Here is an 18,541-nt window from a genome sequence, read left to right on the forward strand (position 1 = left end):
GTGATCGAATATGGGAAAGCACAAAAAGAAATCCGACCTGCCGCAGAAGACATGCGCGAGATGTGGCAGGCCATTCACATGGCGCAAGAAGTGGGCGACTGTCTGGGAGGAAGTCCGGTATTGTTCGCAGCGGTGCAAACGGGGCGGATCAAATGGGCGTGATTAGAATTGGTAATAAAATATTACCAATGGGCTTGCGGCAGCTCTATGGTTTGCCTATCTGTGGGGAAGCCGAATTTCCTATCGGAAACATACATGCATAGTGCAGGGAGACACAACATGCAAAGAGTAGACCGCGACGGCTTGCAGGTGGACAAGCAGCTTGTTGATTTTATTGAAGATCGTGCTCTGGATGGGCTGGAGGTAACCGCAAAGGCATTCTGGGCCGGCTTTTCCGATCTTGTGCATAAGATGGGCCCCAAGAATCGCGCATTGCTCGAAACGCGTGAGTCCCTTCAGCAGAAGATCAGCGATTGGCACAAGGCCCGTGCAGGCAAGCCGCATGATGCAGAGGCCTATTTGGCGTTCCTGAAAGAGATCGGCTATTTGGTTGAAGAGGGTGAGGATTTCACCATCGATACGCAGAATGTCGATCCCGAGATCGCAACCATCGCGGGGCCGCAGCTGGTTGTGCCGATTACAAATGCACGGTTTGCGTTGAATGCGGCCAATGCCCGTTGGGGTAGCCTGTATGACGGGTTCTATGGCACCGATGCTATGGGTGCGCAGCCTCCCAAAGGCTCTTATGATAAAGGGCACGGCGGCCGCGTTGTTGCCCGCGCGCGGGTGTTTCTGGATCAGGCGTTTCCGATCAGCGGCCAAAGCCATGCGGATGCACGGTCTTACACCGTACTGGACGGGGCATTGAGCATTGATGGCAACCCGCTGGCTGATCCTGAAAAATTTGTAGGCTACCGCGGCGCGGCAGATGCCCCCGAGGCGGTTTTGTTGCGTAACAACGGCTTGCACGTTGTGTTGGTGTTTGACCGCAATCACCCGATTGGCAAAACCGATCAGGCGGGGCTGGCTGATGTGCAGATGGAAAGCGCCGTTTCCGCGATTATGGATTGCGAGGATTCCGTGGCCTGTGTGGATGCCGAAGACAAGGTGCTGGCCTATGGTAACTGGCTGGGCCTGATGCGCGGCGATCTGCAAGAGACCTTCGAGAAGGGCGGAGCGCAGATGACGCGCAAGCTGAACGGTGACCACGACTATACAGCAGCGGATGGTGGCGCGCTGACGCTCAAGGGCCGCGCGCTGATGTTGGTGCGCAACGTGGGGCATTTGATGACCAACCCTGCCGTGCTTGACCGCGACGGAAATGAGGTTTTCGAAGGCCTGATGGATGCGATGATCACCACGTTGATCGCGATGCATGATCTGGGCCGCGCGGGCGGCAATTCGCTGCATGGTTCTGTTTATGTGGTGAAACCGAAAATGCACGGCCCCGAAGAGGTCGCCTTTGCAGACGAGATTTTCACCCATGTCGAGGCCGCGCTGGGCCTGCCTGCCAATACCGTCAAGCTGGGCATCATGGATGAAGAGCGTCGCACTTCGGTCAACCTCAAGGAATGCATCCGCTCTGCGTGCAGCCGCGTTGCCTTTATCAACACAGGCTTTCTGGATCGCACGGGCGACGAGATCCACACCTCGATGGAGGCGGGTCCGTTCTCGCGCAAGGATTTCATCAAGAACAAGCCTTGGATCAATGCCTATGAGTTGCAGAACGTCGATATCGGGCTGGAATGTGGCCTTTCGGGACGTGCGCAGATCGGCAAGGGCATGTGGGCCATGCCGGATCAAATGGCCGCGATGTTAGAGCAAAAGATCGGCCACCCCAAATCAGGTGCTAACTGTGCGTGGGTGCCATCGCCTACGGCAGCGACGTTGCACGCGCTGCACTATCATCAGGTCGACGTCTTTTCGGTTCAGGACAAGCTAAAGCAAAGCGGGCGGCGTACCTACAAAGAGACGCTGCTTGAGATTCCGGTGGCCAGCTATCGCAAATGGACCGATGCGCAGATCCAGCGCGAGGTCGAAAACAATGTGCAGGGCATCCTTGGCTATGTGGTGCGTTGGATTGATCAGGGGGTCGGGTGCTCCAAAGTGCCGGATATGAACAATGTAGGCCTGATGGAAGACCGCGCGACCTGTCGTATCTCGGCACAGCATGTGGCCAACTGGTTGCACCACGGTGTGGTCAGCCCTGACATGGTCAATGCGGCGATGCAAAAGATGGCAGCGGTTGTGGATGGCCAGAATGCAGGTGATGCGTTGTACCGCACCATGGCACCGGGCTTTGACGGGATTGCCTATAAAGCGGCGCATGATCTGGTGTTCAAGGGGGCTGTTCAGCCTTCGGGCTATACGGAACCCGTATTGCATGCGCGCCGTCTGGAGCTGAAGGCGGCGGGCTGAGGCCTTTTCTCGGGATATAATTAAGTAGTTAGGACGAAGATATGAAAATCACACTGAGCAAAGCGCGGACGATGATCCGCAAGACGTTGGAAAAAGGCGGAGAGATGGGGCTTAAGCCGCTTTCGGTCGTGGTGCTGGATGCGGGCGGTCATGTGATCGCGTTTGAACGGCAGGACGGCGCGGCACCGGGGCGTTTCGCGATTGCCCACGGCAAAGCTTACGGCGCGGTTATGCTGGGCATGGCCGGCACGGCGCAGATGGCACGTGCCGAGGCGCAGTCCTATTTCATGGCCGCTGTGAATGGCGTCTATGGTGGGCAGGTTGTGCCTGTGCCTGGTGGTGTGCTGTTGCGTACGGCCAAGGGCGACGTCGTCGGCGCAATGGGCGTGACGGGCGATACCTCCGACAACGACCTGATTGCCGCGCTGGCGGGTGTCGAAGCGGTCAAACTGGTCGGCGAAGGCTAGGCGCTGATTAAAAATCCGGCGCGCGTGTTGTCTTAGTCGGCACGCGCGCCATTGCAGTGTTGAGACCCGCGCGGCTGCACGCTATTGTTCGTCGATAGCCCGTAGGGGCCGCAGCAACGGGGGAACGTGCGATGGGTCGACCGGTCATTGGCATTTTGGGCAACAGACATCTTGTGAGCCCTACCTACGCGGTGCACGGCGTAGGCGAGTTGTGTTCGCAGGCCATCGCCGAAGTGTCGGGCTGTATGCCGATGATGGTACCAACATGCCCCGATCTTGTATCTGTGCCCGAGCTTATGGCCTGCTGTGACGGTTTTTTGCTGACCGGCGGACGCCCCAATGTGCATCCCGAAGAATACGGTGAGGAAGAAACCCCTGCGCATGGGACGTTCGACCGCGCCCGTGATGCGATCGCCTTGGAGTTGGTGCGTGCCTGTGTTGATGCAGGGCAGCCTGTATTCGGTATCTGTCGCGGCTTTCAGGAGATGAACGTGGCGATGGGTGGTACGCTCTATCCCGAAATTCGGGAGCTTGAGGGCCGTATGAACCACCGGATGCCACCGGATGGCACGATGGAAGAGATTTTCGAGCTGCGCCACGATGTGCGGTTTACGCCTGACGGTGTATTCCACCGCGTGATGGGAACGGATGTCGTGCGCACCAATACGCTGCACGGGCAGGGGATCAAAAAGGCTGGTGCGCGCGTTGTGATTGACGGCTATGCCGAGGATGGCACGCCGGAGGCAATCTATGTCGAAGGGGCACCGGGCTTTACGCTCGCCGTGCAGTGGCATCCTGAATATAGGGCGGCCCAGGACCCTGTATCGCAACCTTTGTTCAGCGCATTTGGCAAAGCGGCCCATGATTGGGCGCAAGGGCAACGCCCTGAGGCGATTGTGCGGGCGGTTTAGGCCACAGGCTGATGCCTGATTCATTTTTGACACAGCTTTTCGGGTTTGCGCATTTGTGTGCAATTTCGGGTTGAACGCGGTTTCGGTGGCGGGTTAGCTAACCCAATAGCATCAATGAGTTATGCGTATATTGGGGTGGAAAAATGAAACTGACAACTTTTGCAATCGTTGGTCTTGCAATGACCGGCACATCTGCGATGGCGGCCGAGATCACCGGTGGCTCAATCAAACTGGAATATTCGGCATTTACTGACGAAACAGATTTCTCGCGGGTCGGTATCGAAGGGTCTCTCGAGGTCGCCTTTAACCGGAACTTCAGTGTTCAGGCAGACCTCGGGTATCAGAGCTTCAATGAAACCGATCTGGACTCGAACGTTTACGGTTTGCACGGGATCTATCATCTGGATGACGACACGTCGTTCGGGATCTATTACACAAAAGACGATACCGACCTTGGTGATTTGGACATTGTAGGTGTCGAGGTCGGTCATGAGATGTCGAACATCGAGATCGAAGCCTATCTGGCATATGGGGATGCCGACGTGGCCGATGGTGCTCTTTTTGGTCTTTCCGGCCGGTATGAATTTGAAAACGCGGTTGGCATCACAGGGTCTTTTGACCGCTTCGATGAGGGAAGCATTGATGCGAATGTTCTGACCGTTGCCGTTGACTATGATGTGACACCGAATGTGAACCTCTTCCTGAAGGCAGGCGGCGGTGAAATCGGGATTGATGGTCTGGGCAGCACGGATTTCGAAGGTTTTGTCGGCGTAGGTGCCAAGATCGCATTCGGTAACAAGCGCGGTGCGACGTTCGAGCAGCGCAGCCTGACGAAGTTTATCCCGGGGCTTTAATTAGCCGATTTTTGACAGGTCTATGACCCATCATCCACGCAGGCCCAATTTCGCCTGCGTGGATGCATTGCGAATCCACGACAGCCCTGACATCGCAGCAAAGCTGAATGATCGTCGATCGTAGGATATCTTTCTAAATTTGTTTAAAACTATGCCAAACGCTGCGGCAGTTTTGCGTTTTGCGCCGCTCCGGCGGGTGAATCCTGCGTGGTATACTTGTGTGTTAGTGTTGCGCGGGGTAGGTCATCTTGCATCTGCGACACGCCAGTTTCGGCACCAAACGCATATTTGGGAGATTTTGAGTGAAGATCGGGACACCTAAAGAGGTATTCGAGGGCGAGCGCCGCGTGGCGATGACGCCCGACAGTGCTGTTCAATTACAAAAACTGGGCCATGAATGCCTGATCGAAACAGGGGCTGGTCTCGCTTCTGGTTTCGACGATGAAACATACCGCGCGGCAGGCGTTGAGGTTGTTAAAACCGCCGCCGCCCTGTGGAAGGCAGCCGATGTTGTCGCCAAAGTACGCGCACCGGATACGACCGAGATGAAGCGGTTGCGCGAAGGGCAGACACTGATTTCGTTCTTCAGCCCCGTCGCCGATGAAGCCAAGATGAAGTCGGCCGCCAAGAAAGGTGCCACTGTCGTCGCGATGGAAATGATCCCGCGTATTTCGCGGGCGCAAAAGATGGACGCGCTGTCGTCCATGGCCAATATCGCGGGCTACCGCGCGGTTATCGAGGCGGGCAATAATTTTGGCCGTTTCTTTACCGGCCAGATCACAGCGGCGGGTAAAGTTCCCCCTGCGAAAGTTCTGGTTGTGGGTGCCGGTGTGGCCGGTTTGGCGGCCATCGGTACGTCGACCTCGCTGGGTGCGATCACGCTGGCCTTTGACGTGCGCCCCGAAGTGGCCGAGCAGGTCGAGAGCATGGGCGCCGAGTTCGTCTATCTTGATTTCGAAGAAGAGCAGACAGATGGCGCCGCGACAGGCGGTTATGCCTCTGTATCCTCGCCTGAGTTCCGCGAAGCGCAGCTTGCCAAGTTCCGCGAATTGGCCCCCGAGGTCGACATCGTGATCTGTACCGCGCTGATCCCCAACCGCGAAGCCCCCGAGCTGTGGACCGAAGACATGGTCGCATCGATGAAGCCGGGTTCGGTGATTGTGGATCTGGCAGCAGAGAAGGGCGGCAACTGCAAACAGACCGTCATGGATGAGAAGATCGTGACCGACAATGGCGTGACCATCATCGGCTACACGGATTTCCCAAGCCGGATGGGCACGCAGGCGTCGACGCTCTATGCGACCAACATCCGCCATCTGATGACCGATCTGACGCCGGAAAAAGACGGTGTGATCAATCACAACATGGAAGATGACGTGATCCGTGGGGCAACGATTGCTCACGCCTCTGAGGTTACCTTCCCGCCGCCACCGCCCAAGGTTGCCGCGATTGCGGCTGCTCCTAAGAAGGCGGCAGTGCCAGAGCAGACACCAGAAGAGAAGAAAGCCGCAGAAGTCGCAGCCTTTAAGGCGCAGACGAAAAATCAGGCCATCCTTTTGGGTGTTGGTGGGGCGTTGTTGTTGCTGGTAGGGCTTGTCGCACCGGCCAGCTTTATGCAGCACTTTATCGTGTTTGTTCTGTCGGTGTTCATTGGTTTCCAAGTGATCTGGGGTGTGGCGCACAGCCTGCACACACCGCTGATGGCGATCACCAATGCGATTTCCTCAATCATCATTCTGGGCGCGCTGATGCAAATCGGCTCTGGCTCGGGGTTGGTTGTTATTCTTGCTGCTTTGTCGGTCTTCATGTGTGGGATCAACATTTTCGGTGGCTTCCTCGTGACACGGCGCATGCTTGCCATGTTCCAGAAATCTTGAAGGGGGACTGAATAATGGATTTCGGTTTCACAACAGCGGCTTACGTCGTATCCGCTATTCTTATCATTCTGTCGCTGGGCGGCCTTTCGGGGCAGGAAAGCGCAAAACGTGCGGTGTGGTACGGGATTGTCGGCATGGCGCTGGCGGTTGCGGCGACACTGGTTGGACCGGGCGCTGGCTTCTGGCTTTTGTCTTTGCTGTTGATCGCGGGTGGCGGTGCCATTGGTTATCAATTGGCGACCAAGGTGCAGATGACGCAAATGCCCGAACTGGTTGCCGCGATGCACAGCCTTGTGGGTCTGGCAGCGGTTTTCGTTGGCCTGATCGCGCATTTCGAGATCGGTCGTGTGGCATCCTTTATGGCTGCGGGCGGCGATGTTTATGAGCTGGGCACGTTTGCCGCGCTGATCGCCAAGAAATCAGCCGTCGAGATTAACATCTTGCGGGTTGAGCTGTTCCTTGGCGTGTTCATCGGTGCGGTCACTTTCACAGGTTCCGTGATTGCCTATGGCAAGCTGGCGGGCAAGGTTTCTTCGGCTGCGGAAAAGCTGCCGGGGGGGCATATGCTCAACATCGCAGCGGCGGTTGTTTCTGTGATTACGCTGATCTGGTACTTCAACACGGGCGGTTTCTTCCCGCTGTTCATTATGACACTGGCGGCGCTGTTCATCGGCTATCACCTGATCATGGGCATCGGCGGCGCGGATATGCCGGTGGTTGTCTCCATGCTCAACAGCTATTCCGGTTGGGCCGCGGCGGCGATTGGCTTTAGCCTTGGTAATGATCTGTTGATTGTTGTGGGCGCGTTGGTTGGCTCTTCGGGGGCGATCCTGTCCTACATCATGTGTAAGGCGATGAACCGGTCCTTTGTGTCTGTAATCCTTGGCGGCTTTGGTGGCCCCGCAGGTGAGCAGATGGCCGTTGAAGGTGAGCAGGTCGCGATTGAGGCAGACGGTGTTGCTGCGGCGTTGAATGAAGCGGATAGCGTCATCATCATCCCCGGCTACGGCATGGCGGTGGCCCAGGCGCAAACCGGTGTGGCCGAGCTGGTCAAAAAGCTGCGCGCCAAGGGCAAGAACGTGCGTTTTGCCATCCACCCCGTTGCGGGCCGCTTGCCCGGTCACATGAACGTGCTGCTGGCCGAGGCCAAGGTGCCTTATGACATCGTGATGGAAATGGATGAAATCAACGATGATTTCCCCGAGACAGATGTTGCCATCGTCATTGGCTCCAATGACATCGTGAACCCTGCGGCGCAGGACGATCCAAACAGCCCCATCGCCGGTATGCCGGTGCTGGAATGCTGGAAGGCAAAGACCGTGTTCGTGTCCAAGCGAGGGCAGGGGACAGGGTACTCTGGTATCGAGAACCCGCTGTTCTTCAAGGATAACACGCGCATGTTCTACGGAGATGCCAAGGCGTCTTTGGACAAGCTTTTGCCGATGATCGACTAACAGCGCGTCGGATTTGACGTGACCAAGCGCCCCGCCCGAAACGGCGGGGCGTTTTGCGTTTGGTGCGATGTTATTTTCCGATAGGTGGAAGTGTATACTGGTGTACCCGGATTTTGCGGCCTTGCAGGGTAGAGCGAGATTGCGCAGGAGCGGCATTAGGGGCCATTCTGTGCTATGTTGCGTTCAAGGATGACCCTATGCCCCCGATTACCGACCACCCGCTGCGTTATGCCCTGACGGGAGAGCTACATGCGCGGCCATTTCCCAATGTCAAAGCGCCGCAAGTCGTGGCCTTTGTCGCGATCAAACAGGCAGGGGATGCGGCGGCGCGGGATCGTGACCGCGCGGCGGATATGGCGCATCTGGTGGCGCTGCTTGAACATTACGGCGCGCCGCTGCCCGATCCGGATGCCACGCATTATTACGGCGCGATGGGGCGGTTTCATATCAAATGGGAGCAGCACACCGAATTTGTGACCTTCACGGCCTTTGGCGAAGATCTGAGCAAACGGCCCTTTGACCCGGCAGAGTTTGATGTTTTTCCAGCCGATTGGTTGGCTAACGCACCGGGACAGCGGCTCACCTCCTGTTTGTTGCGCCTGATGCCCGCGCCGGACAAGACCGATGACATCCTTGGCCAGTTGCGTGAATGGTTTGTGCCAGAAAGCCTAGCCGTGGCGCATGTGCTTGATGGGGCGGCGGTCGTGGCGGGGGATTTCCGGATTGATCCTGCCGGGCATTCGCGCTTTGCGGTATTCGTGCAGCCAGAAACAGGTAACCGGCGCATTGGGCGGATTATCCAACGTCTGCTCGAGATCGAAACCTATAAGACAATGTCGATGCTGGGCTTTGCACTGACCAGAGAGGTCGGCGCGCAGGTGGGTAAGATGGACCGCCAGATCAGTGATCTGATGGCGCAGATGAGCGCGCATGAAAGCAAGCCCGAGACGACGTTGAATGCGCTGCTGGATGTGTCTGTAGAGCTGGAGAATACCGTGGCCCAGACCGCATTCCGTTTCGCGGGCACACAGGCCTACAAAGCGATTGTGGATGAACGGATCGTCGCCCTGCGTGAGACACGGTTCGAGGGGCGGCAGGGGTTTGGTGAATTTATGATGCGCCGCTATGAGCCCGCGATGCGCACGGTGACCTCGATGGAGCGGCGGCTGGAGCGAATGTCGGCGCGGGCGCTGCGGGCCTCTGACCTGCTGCGCACGCGGGTAGATGTGGAACGGTCGGCCCAGAACCAGGCAATTCTAGAAAGCATGGACAAGCGCGCGGATTTGCAGCTGCGCTTGCAACACACGGTCGAGGGGCTGTCGGTGGTGGCGATCAGCTACTACGCTGTCTCGCTGGTGGGGTATCTGCTGTACCCGCTTGCAGGTGTTCTGGAGATGAGCGAAGGCCTTCTGAAGGGGGGGGTGACCTTGCCAGTTGTGCTATTGGTTTGGCTCTCCGTGCGCAGGTTGCGCAAGCATCTTGAATAGCGCGCAAAGAAAAAGGGGCCGCAGGGCCCCTTTTTTGTGTTTGGTGTCTTTGGTTCAGCGACCGCGTACGCGCGGATCAAGCGCATCGCGCAGGCCGTCACCAAGGTAGTTCACGCTTAGCACAGTGAGCGAGATCAGGATGCCGGGCAGCATCACACGCTCGGGGAATTCCTGCATCCGGTTTACGGCATCAGACAGCAGCTTGCCCCATGTGGGAAAGTCCGATGGAAAGCCTACGCCAAGGAAGCTCAGAGCGCTTTCCGTGATGATCGCCGTGGCAAGGCCAAGCGTGGCCGAAACCATGATCGGAGAGATCACGTTGGGCAGCAGGTGGCGGCGGATGATCTTGCCTGAGGTCGACCCGATAGAGCGGGCGGCGAGAATGAACTCGCGCTCTTTCAGTGCAAGGATATCGCCACGCACGATACGCGCGGTTTGCATCCATGAGGTCAGCGCAATAACGGAAACGATCAGCACGAACATGCCTGCCTCGGGACCGCCAAAGGCTTTGGTCAGAGGTTGACGGAAAAGCGTCACAGCCAACAGCACCAGCGGCAGGATCGGGAGGCTTAGCACCAGATCGGTCAAGCGCATCAGCAAGAAATCCGCACGTTTGAAATAGCCTGCGGCGACACCGATTGCGGTGCCGATCAGCAGCGACAGTACCATCGCCGCCCAGCCGACAGCCATCGAGACACGCCCGCCGTGGATCATTTGCGACAGGATATCGCGGCCTAATTGATCGGTGCCAAAGGGATGTGCCCAACCGGCCGAGGCTTCGCTGTTCCACAAAAGCGTATAGATCGGCCGCCAGTTTTTGTTGCGGATATCCAGGGTGGTCGGCTCAAGAGACCAGATCAGCGGACCGAAGATCACAGCGAGCGTGATAAATATCAGGAACCCGCCACCAAAGAGCGCGCCTTTGTGTTTACGGAACTGGTCCCAGACATCTTTCCACTGGCTACGCGGAGGTGCAGAGGGCTCTTTGTCCGTGAGTGCACCGATGACTTCCAGATCGGCCTCGATGGGGCTTGCTGGGATGGCTTGTTCAGTCATAGCGGATCCTTGGGTCAAGTACGCCGTAGAGGATATCGGCAATGAGATTGAAGAGTACGATGAGGATGGCGAAGATGAAGGTCAGCGTCATCACCATTGGCAGATCGTTGGCAAATAGGGCGGTCAACAGAAGCTGGCCGATGCCGTTCACTTTGAACACGTTTTCAGTGATGATCGCACCGCCGAAGATGGCAGGCATGCCAAGGGCAATCACCGTGACCACAGGGATCATCGAGTTACGCAGCACATGCACCATGATCACAACGCTTTCCTTCAGGCCCTTGGCCCGTGCGGTGCGCACATAGTCCTGATTGAGGTTATCAAGCATGGCCGACCGCATATAGCGGCTGATCTGTGCGGTGGTTTGCAGCGCCAACACCATTACCGGCATGATCATCTGCAAAAGCTGTACTTTGAAGCTGGCCCAATCATTGACGACATGTGTGGTGTCATAGATCGACGGCAGCCAGCCAAGGGTGACTGAAAAGACGACAATCAACAAAGGACCGGTAAAGAATGGCGGGATAGAAAACCCAACCATGGTGACGAAAGTCCCGGCCTGATCGAAGACCGAATAATGGCGGTAGGCGGAATAAATCCCGATCGGAATGGCGATAAGGATACCGACGACATAGCTCAGGCCCACGACCCAAAGGGTTTGGGGCATCCGCTGCATGACGATGTCCATAACAGGGCTACGGGTTTGCCAGCTGATCACGCGCTGTTTCTCTACCAGCAGGCCGGTGACCGGATCGGTTGTCATGCTCAACTGGGTGTCGGGCAACCAGCCGAATAGGAAGCTATTGGCGGTCAAATGGTCGATATAGACTGAAGGTTCGGTCACAAAGAACTGCACCAGCCATTTATAATATTGCACATGCACTGGCGCACCAAGGCCAAGCGCTTCGCGCATTTTCTGTTTGACCTCCGGCGGGACAGTCAGGGGCACTTGGGCCATAGGATCGCCGGGGGCGAGTTGGAGCAGCAAAAAAATCACAAGGCTGATAAATAAGAGCGTCGGGATCGAGAGCAGCAGTCGTCGGATGGTGAAATTCAGCATCAAGCGGCGCCTTTGTTAATCAGTCTGAAAAGCAGTCTGGGTGATTGTTAAGAAAGGGCGGGTTTGAACCCGCCCTAGATGGTAGGCGGTTAAAGTGGGCCATCGCCCACTTCAACCGTTTTATTTTACACGGTACCAATCTGCGGCATTCCACAGCTCGGCGTCCCAAACATTCAGCACAACACCGCCAAGGCTGTTGGAGCGTGCCGAAACGCGGGCGCGCTGAACCAAAGGCAGGATGGTCATGGTGTCTTTTGTGATCATGTCGTTAAGCGTACGAGCGATTTCGCCGCGCTTTTCGATATCACCTGTTTTTGCCAGCTCATCAAGCAGGGCATCATAGGCCGGATCACAGAAGCGGTTGATGTTTTCGCCCTGCCATTGGCTGGACGGTTTTGGCTCGTTGCCGCAACGGTAGGCCGACAGATAGGCCTGCGGGTCCGTACCCGGGAAGGTGTTGGCATACATTTCTACGTCTGCATAGAACTTCTGGAAAGTATCAGGTGAGCCGGGATCGCCGCCGAAAAAGACAGAGCCGTCAAGGTTGCGCAGCTCGACTTCGGCACCGATTTGCACCCACCAGTCTTTGATCAGCGCTTGGAAATCCTGACGCACGGCGTTGGTGGAGGTTTGGAACAACAGCGCCAGTTTGATGCCGTCTTTGTCCAATGTACCGTCGCCATCCGTGTCGGCCCAGCCTGCTTCGGCAAGCAGTGCTTTTGCACCTTCGATGTCCTGTGTCAGACACTCGGTGTTGTCCGCCGAGTTGTAGATCGCAGGGGCAGGAACAAGGTTACACGAGGATTTGCCTGCCTTGCCGTAGCCTAATTCGGTCAGCAATTCGCGGTCGATGGCCATCGATAGCGCTTTGCGTACGTTAAAGTCGGACAGGAAGGGGTGCGGCTCTGCCACGGTGGAGCGTGTTTCTGGCGGCAGATCGGGGGAAGGGTTGGTCAGGTTGATTTCGATCCGCTCAAGCAGCGGGCCAAAACCAGCAAGCGCAATACCCTTGCCGGCCGATTCCATCTTGGTGATGACATCGGGTGCGAGTTGCAGGTTCCATGCATAGTCGAATTCGCCTGTTTCCAGAACGGCACGGCCTGCAGCAGCGGCATCGCCGCCACCTTTGAGGGTCATCGTCGCAAAGGCGGGCTTGCCCTCTTCGCGGTAGTTTTCGTTGGCCGCCAGTGTGATCACGTCATTCGGACGGAATTCTGTGACGGTGAACGGGCCGGTGCCGATGGGGTTGAAGTTGGCTTCGGTACACTCGGGCGCTTTGGCACCAAGGCAATCGGCAAACTGCGCGGCTTGAATGATGGGGCTTTCGGCACCAACGAAGGGAAGGTACGGATAAGGTGTCGGTTCTGCAAAAGTAAGGACAACAGTCAGATCGTCAGGTGTCTCAATGCTTTGCACGCCGTCGAATTTGGCACCCTGTGCACAACCGCCTTCTGGGTTCATGCAGTAATCAGCCGTGAATTTGACATCCGCGGAGGTGAAAGGCGTGCCATCAGACCATTTGATGCCTGATGTGAGTTTCCATGTGATGGAGGTCAGGTCTTCGGAGACGCCACCATTGGCTACGGTGGGCACTTCGTCGACCAGCCAAGGCACCAGCTCACCGGTTTCAGTGTAGCGGGCCAGCGGTTCGATCACGAGCGAGGCAGCCTCGATGTCTTTGGTGCCGCCGGACAGGAATGGGTTCATGATGGAGGGGGCTTGCCAGAACAGGGCCTTTACCTCACCATCGCGTCCGCGTTCGCCGGAATGGCCATCGGCGAAAGCAACAGGCGCAAAGGCCGTTGTCGCGATTGCACCCATCAAAAGGGCTTTCAGTTTCATAGTATACTCCTTGTTGACCGCGCTGACGCACGGCGAATTTGCCCCGCTGGCCGGGGAATTTTTTATGATGCCTATTTCTAGGGCGGAGCCTATGCGGCTGATCTTAGGCGATAAAGCCATGGAATCTAACGCCGCCCAAGAACGCATGCCTAACATTGCAGCAGTCCGCGCGGCGATTGCAAGCCTTGTCCGGATTTAAAGCTGCTGAATTTGTCAGCCAATGTGAATGAATTGTTATTTGCCTTCGATTTGCGCAGTGGTCTGCGTTTGACGCGCCGGACCCTTGCGCTTAGCGTGTGCAAGTCGCAGTCGGTAAGACTGACCGTACAGTTAATAAGGACCTCATGATGCTTGATCAGACCGACACCACTCCAATTGCACAGATTCAGGGTCTTCGGGTCGAGTTTCAGACCAAAGATGGCCCTGTTGTAGGGGTTAAGGATGTCTCTTTTGATATCTCGCCGGGGGAAACGGTTTGTGTTGTGGGCGAATCGGGCTCGGGTAAATCGGTGTCCTCATTGTCGCTTATGCGCTTGGTTGAATTCGGCGGCGGGGAAATCACGGGCGGCAAGCTGATGTTTGATCGTGGCACCGATGCGGATGCGATTAATTTAGCAGCAACCGGTCAGGATCAGATGCGCGGCATCCGTGGCAATGAGATCGGGATGATCTTTCAGGAGCCGATGACGGCGCTGAACCCTGTGTTCACTGTGGGCAAACAGCTGACCGAAGGGCTGCGCCTGCATAAGGGGATGAACAAATCGCAGGCCGAGGCGCGCGCGCTGGAGCTGATGACACAGGTTCGCATCCCCGAGCCACAAAAGCGGCTGGCCCAATATCCGCATGAGCTGTCTGGTGGTATGCGGCAGCGGGTTGTGATCGCCATGGCGCTGGCCTGTGAGCCGCGCCTGTTGATCGCGGATGAGCCGACTACCGCGCTGGATGTGACCATTCAGGCCGAGATTTTAGCCTTGATGGACCGTTTGAAGCGCGAAACCGGTACGGCGGTGATGTTTATTACGCACGACATGGCGGTTGTGGCCCAGATGGCGGATCGTGTGGTGGTGATGTTCCGCGGCAATAAGGTCGAGGAAGGCACGGTCGAGGAAATTTTCGAGAACCCGCAGCACCCATATACCAAGGCATTGTTGGCCGCTGTGCCCAAGCTGGGCGAGATGACAGGCAAGGACTACCCCGAGCCGATGAAGCTGTTGGGTAGTGAGGACAAGCCCATCGTGCCGATCAAGGGCACTGATGAGGTACTGTTGACGGTCAAGAACCTGACCACCCGTTTCCCCGTCACGGGCGGGCTGTTGCGGCGGCGTGTGGCGAATGTCCATGCTGTGGAAGATCTGAGCTTTACCATCAACAAGGGCCAGACGCTGAGCCTTGTGGGCGAAAGCGGTTGCGGCAAATCCACTGCGGGCCGTTCGATTCTGCGGCTGGTTGAGCCATTGTCAGGCGAGGTCGATCTGGGCGGCAAGGACATCATGGCCCTTGATACGCAGGCGCTGCGTACGGCGCGGCTTGATATGCAGATGATTTTTCAGGATCCGTTTGCCTCGCTCAATCCGCAGATGAATTTGGCCGATCAGGTGGCCGAGCCGATTCTGAACTATAAAACCCTCAAGGGGGCGGCAATTTCCCAACGGGTTGAAATGCTGTTTGACCGTGTGGAGCTGCCGCGCAGCTTCATGCGCCGCTTCCCCCATGAGCTGTCGGGCGGGCAGCGCCAGCGTGTGGCGATTGCGCGGGCATTGGCGCTTAACCCCAAGTTGATCATCGCAGATGAGGCCGTATCGGCGCTGGATGTGTCGGTTCAGGCGCAGGTAGTGAATCTGATGATGGAATTGCAGGCCGAAATGGAGCTGAGCTTCCTCTTTATCTCCCATGATATGGCCGTGGTTGAACGGGTCAGCCACCATGTCGGCGTGATGTATCTGGGCCGGATTGTCGAGATTGGCCCGCGCCGCGCGGTGTTCGAAAACCCGCAACACCCCTATACCCAAGCCTTGATGAAAGCCGTGCCTATTGCTGATCCGCGCAAGCGAAAGGCCGAGAAGGATTTGAATTTCAAACCTATCCCGTCGCCCATCCATCCTGTCAGCTACCGCCCCGAGCCAAGCGTGTACCGCGAAGTTGGTCCGGGCCATAAGGTGCTGATCACGGATAGCGGGTATTAATTGAAGGGGCGGGGGGAGGTTTGCACCATCAGGCGACTTCCAACATGTCCGGCATAGGAACGTAAAATGACAGGTTGTGGCACCGCGTATGCGGTGAGGATGAGGCAAGACACTGCCAAGGCGGCCATCGCGTGATGGTGGCCGGCGCAGCACAGGCCGCGCTGTATTTATGGGCTCGCGCCATGGCAAAAGAGCCGTGGCCGCAGGGCATTTGCCTCAATGCGGTGGCACTGGCAGCGGTGAACATGCCGCAGGCGCCTCGGGATGCGGCACTTACGCAGGCAGTTGTTGAAATGACGGCGTCAGACCGCTTGTCAGAGCCATCAGTCATTGCAGATGCCGTTTGTTTTTTGGCAAGTAAACGGGCACGGACCATCACCGGCGAAGTGCTTAATTTTTCAGGAGGATACCGGCTGTGACCGACCGCATGACACCGCTTGAGTTAATGACCAAGCTCATCAGCTTTCCGACCGTCTCGCGGGATACCAACATCCCGCTTATCGACTGGGTCGAGGGGTATCTAACCAGCCATGGCATTATCAGCCATCGCTATATTGACCCCGAGCAACCCAAACACGGGCTGTTTGCCCATGTCGGCCCCGATATCGAGGGCGGGTTGGTGTTGTCGGGCCATACGGATGTGGTGCCGGTGGATGGTCAGCCGTGGGATACGGACCCGTATGTTGTCGTCGAAAAAGACGGCAAATATTTCGGGCGCGGCACCTGTGATATGAAAGGGTTTGACGCATTGGCCATCTGGGCGCTGGTCGAAGCCAAATACGCCGGTGTCAAACGCCCGTTGCAAATCGCGCTGAGCTTTGATGAGGAAATCGGCTGTACCGGCGCGCCGCCGCTCATTGCTGCGATGCAGGGCGTGGTGCCCAAAGCCAGTGCGGTTATTGTGGGTGAACCATCCAGCATGCAGGCAGTGACAGGGCACAAGGGGGGCTCGGGCTTTGACACGCATGTGATCGGTTTCGAGGTCCACTCGTCATTGCTGCACACAGGCGTGAACGCGATCATGGCAGGGGCCAAGCTGATTGAATGGGCCAACGAGATGAACACCCTGAACATGGAGATGAAGCCGACCGATATCGCCACCATGTTCGACCCGCCCTTTACCACTGTACATGTCGGCATGATCAGTGGTGGCACCGCCCATAACATCACCGCCAAGGATTGCCATTTCCCGATGGATTTCCGCGTCGTGCCGGGTGAGGATAAGAAAAAGTGGGAAATTGCCTATCTCGAAAAGGTACGCGAAGTCGAGCAAGCCATGCAGGCGGTTGTACCCGAGGCACGGATCGAAGTGACGCCCCGCTTTGACGTGCCGGCGCTCAAGCCCGAAGAAGGCGGCGAGGCAGAAACACTAGTGCGCCAGATCACTGGCGATAATGCCAGCCACAAGGTCAGTTATGGCACAGAGGCAGGCCAGTTTCAGGAGGCCGGTTATAGCGCGGTTATCTGTGGGCCGGGTGATATCGCGCAAGCGCATCAACCCAATGAATTTATCGAAGTATCACAATTCAACGCAGGGCATGATTTCATGCGTAAATTGGTGGAGCGGTTGTGTCAGTAACTTTGGGCGGTTTCCCGATCACAGCGGCGCAGGCACCGCGCTATACTGCTGATTTGCCGCAGGCCGCCGATCTGGTGATCATCGGCGGGGGCATTATCGGGATCACAACAGCAATTTTTGCCGCGCGCGGCGGGGCAAAGGTTGTGGTGCTGGAAAAAGGGCTTGTTGCGGCGGAGCAATCAAGCCGCAACTGGGGATGGATTCGCCAACAGGGTCGTGATCCAGCTGAAATTCCCATCGTGGATGAGGCGCAGCTGTTGTGGCAGGAGTTTTCGCGTGAAATCAACAACGGTTTCGGGCTGACCCAATCTGGCACGACCTATCTGGGTTATGGACCCAAGGCCATTGCGCGTTACGAGGCGTGGCTGCCCCATGCAAAAGATCACGGTCTGGACAGTAAACTGCTTAGCCGTGCGGAGATTGCCGCGCTTTATCCCGATCTACGTGATCGCCCCGAGGGCGCGTTGCATACAGCCAGCGATTGGCGTGCAGAACCATGGGCGGCCGTGCCTGCGTTGGCCGAGATTGCAACGCGTGAGGGCGTGCAGATCATCGAGCATTGCGCGGTGCGCTGTCTTGATATCACAGATGGTAAGGTTGCCGGTGTGCTGACGGAAAAAGGCCGTGTGGCCGCACCGCGTGTGGTGCTGGCGGGCGGGGCGTGGTCTTCGTTGTTTTTGCGCAATCACGGTGTGGCCTTGCCCCAGCTTTCCGTGCGTTCGCAAGTGGCCGCAACCGAGCCGCTGGCCGATGTGGGCCAATGTGCTGCTTCGGCTAAAAAACTGGCATTCCGGCGGCGTGCAGACGGAGGTTATACGCTTGCGCCCAATATGATGTCCGAGCTGTTTGTCGGGCCGGATGCGTTTCGCGCGCTGCCAAAATTTTTGGCACAGTTGCGCATCGACCCGTTTGGCTGCATGATCAAACCCTACGCGCCACGCGATTTCCCCGATGCGTGGGGCACCAAACGGCGCTGGAGCGCCGATGAGCAAACTCCGTTTGAGCGGATGCGCATTCTCGATCCCAAGCCGGTGCCGCGCATCATTGCCAAGCTGGCCCGCGATTTTGCCGAAATGTTCCCCAAGCTGGGCGAGGTAAGGATCAAGGCGTCATGGGCCGGAATGATCGACACTATGCCTGATATCGTGCCCGTGGTGGATCACACGCCTATCGAGGGGGTGATTGTGGGCACCGGAATGAGCGGCCATGGCTTTGGCATCGGGCCTGCAATCGGTCGCATACTGGCCGATCTGGCGGCCGGCCAGCCGGCAGGGCACGACCTTGACCGGTTCCGTTTTTCGCGGTTCAGCGATGGTACAAAAATGCAGCCCGGTCCGGACGTTTAAGGAGGAC

At 57.3% G+C, this 18,541-nt stretch carries 15 protein-coding genes; 12 read left to right on the forward strand and 3 right to left on the reverse strand.

All coding sequences use genetic code 11. The features are described 5' to 3' along the window. Positions 1–10: 10 nt before the first annotated feature. The 8 genes from ABJM03_RS09630 (at position 11) to ABJM03_RS09665 (ending at position 9,468) form a co-directional block, all read left to right on the forward strand. Positions 11–166, forward strand: coding sequence for a DUF2256 domain-containing protein (locus tag ABJM03_RS09630; protein ID WP_348417172.1), 156 nt, complete (start codon positions 11–13; stop codon positions 164–166). A 113-nt stretch (positions 167–279) separates the two neighbouring features. Next, the gene (locus ABJM03_RS09635) at positions 280–2,418 is read left to right on the forward strand and encodes a malate synthase G (protein ID WP_348417173.1); all 2,139 of its coding nucleotides are present in this window, start codon (positions 280–282) and stop codon (positions 2,416–2,418) included. A gap of 41 nt (positions 2,419–2,459) precedes the next feature. Next, a complete protein-coding gene (locus ABJM03_RS09640; RefSeq protein ID WP_348417174.1) occupies positions 2,460–2,885 on the forward strand; it encodes a heme-binding protein in 426 nt (141 codons plus the stop codon). A gap of 131 nt (positions 2,886–3,016) precedes the next feature. After that, positions 3,017–3,796, forward strand: coding sequence for a gamma-glutamyl-gamma-aminobutyrate hydrolase family protein (locus tag ABJM03_RS09645; RefSeq protein WP_348417175.1), 780 nt, complete (start codon positions 3,017–3,019; stop codon positions 3,794–3,796). 143 nt (positions 3,797–3,939) lie between these two features. After that, positions 3,940–4,650, forward strand: a complete 711-nt coding sequence (locus ABJM03_RS09650; protein WP_348417176.1) for a porin — start codon at positions 3,940–3,942, stop codon at positions 4,648–4,650. A gap of 302 nt (positions 4,651–4,952) precedes the next feature. After that, positions 4,953–6,527, forward strand: coding sequence for a Re/Si-specific NAD(P)(+) transhydrogenase subunit alpha (locus ABJM03_RS09655; protein WP_348417177.1), 1,575 nt, complete (start codon positions 4,953–4,955; stop codon positions 6,525–6,527). A 14-nt stretch (positions 6,528–6,541) separates the two neighbouring features. Continuing rightward, on the forward strand, positions 6,542–7,981 hold the full coding sequence (locus tag ABJM03_RS09660; protein ID WP_348417178.1) for an NAD(P)(+) transhydrogenase (Re/Si-specific) subunit beta: 1,440 nt from the start codon (positions 6,542–6,544) through the stop codon (positions 7,979–7,981). Between the two features lie 197 nt (positions 7,982–8,178). Continuing rightward, positions 8,179–9,468 carry a DUF3422 domain-containing protein gene (locus tag ABJM03_RS09665; RefSeq protein ID WP_348417179.1) on the forward strand — a complete coding sequence of 430 codons (1,290 nt, stop codon included), beginning with the start codon at positions 8,179–8,181 and terminating at the stop codon, positions 9,466–9,468. A gap of 54 nt (positions 9,469–9,522) precedes the next feature. Here the strand turns inward: ABJM03_RS09665 and ABJM03_RS09670 are convergent, their stop codons facing one another. The 3 genes from ABJM03_RS09670 to ABJM03_RS09680 form a co-directional block, all read right to left on the reverse strand. Next, a complete protein-coding gene (locus ABJM03_RS09670) occupies positions 9,523–10,524 on the reverse strand; it encodes an ABC transporter permease (protein WP_348417180.1) in 1,002 nt (333 codons plus the stop codon). Then, positions 10,517–11,584 (reverse strand): ABC transporter permease, encoded by a 1,068-nt coding sequence (locus ABJM03_RS09675; RefSeq protein ID WP_348417181.1) that lies wholly within the window; start codon positions 11,582–11,584, stop codon positions 10,517–10,519. The genes ABJM03_RS09670 and ABJM03_RS09675 overlap by 8 nt, the downstream gene beginning before the upstream one ends. Before the next feature lie 120 nt (positions 11,585–11,704). Further along, positions 11,705–13,426: a peptide ABC transporter substrate-binding protein gene (locus ABJM03_RS09680; protein WP_348417182.1), complete on the reverse strand. Its 1,722-nt coding sequence runs from the start codon at positions 13,424–13,426 to the stop codon at positions 11,705–11,707. Positions 13,427–13,773: 347 nt separating this feature from the next. On the opposite strand from ABJM03_RS09680, the gene ABJM03_RS09685 reads away from it, so the two are divergent. From ABJM03_RS09685 to ABJM03_RS09700, 4 genes are all read left to right on the forward strand, one after another. Next, positions 13,774–15,609 (forward strand): ABC transporter ATP-binding protein, encoded by a 1,836-nt coding sequence (locus ABJM03_RS09685; protein WP_348417183.1) that lies wholly within the window; start codon positions 13,774–13,776, stop codon positions 15,607–15,609. A 134-nt stretch (positions 15,610–15,743) separates the two neighbouring features. Further along, complete coding sequence (locus tag ABJM03_RS09690; RefSeq protein ID WP_348417587.1) at positions 15,744–16,028, forward strand: SDR family oxidoreductase; 285 nt, start codon at positions 15,744–15,746, stop codon at positions 16,026–16,028. Continuing rightward, the gene (gene argE, locus ABJM03_RS09695; RefSeq protein WP_348417184.1) at positions 16,025–17,188 is read left to right on the forward strand and encodes an acetylornithine deacetylase; all 1,164 of its coding nucleotides are present in this window, start codon (positions 16,025–16,027) and stop codon (positions 17,186–17,188) included. Before ABJM03_RS09690 ends, argE begins: the two co-directional genes overlap by 4 nt. Beyond that, on the forward strand, positions 17,179–18,534 hold the full coding sequence (locus ABJM03_RS09700; RefSeq protein ID WP_348417185.1) for an FAD-binding oxidoreductase: 1,356 nt from the start codon (positions 17,179–17,181) through the stop codon (positions 18,532–18,534). Before argE ends, ABJM03_RS09700 begins: the two co-directional genes overlap by 10 nt. Positions 18,535–18,541 lie beyond the last annotated feature (7 nt).

Origin of the sequence: Sulfitobacter sp., from assembly GCF_039977885.1 — a bacterium.
In the GTDB taxonomy this organism is placed as follows: Bacteria; Pseudomonadota; Alphaproteobacteria; order Rhodobacterales; family Rhodobacteraceae; genus Sulfitobacter.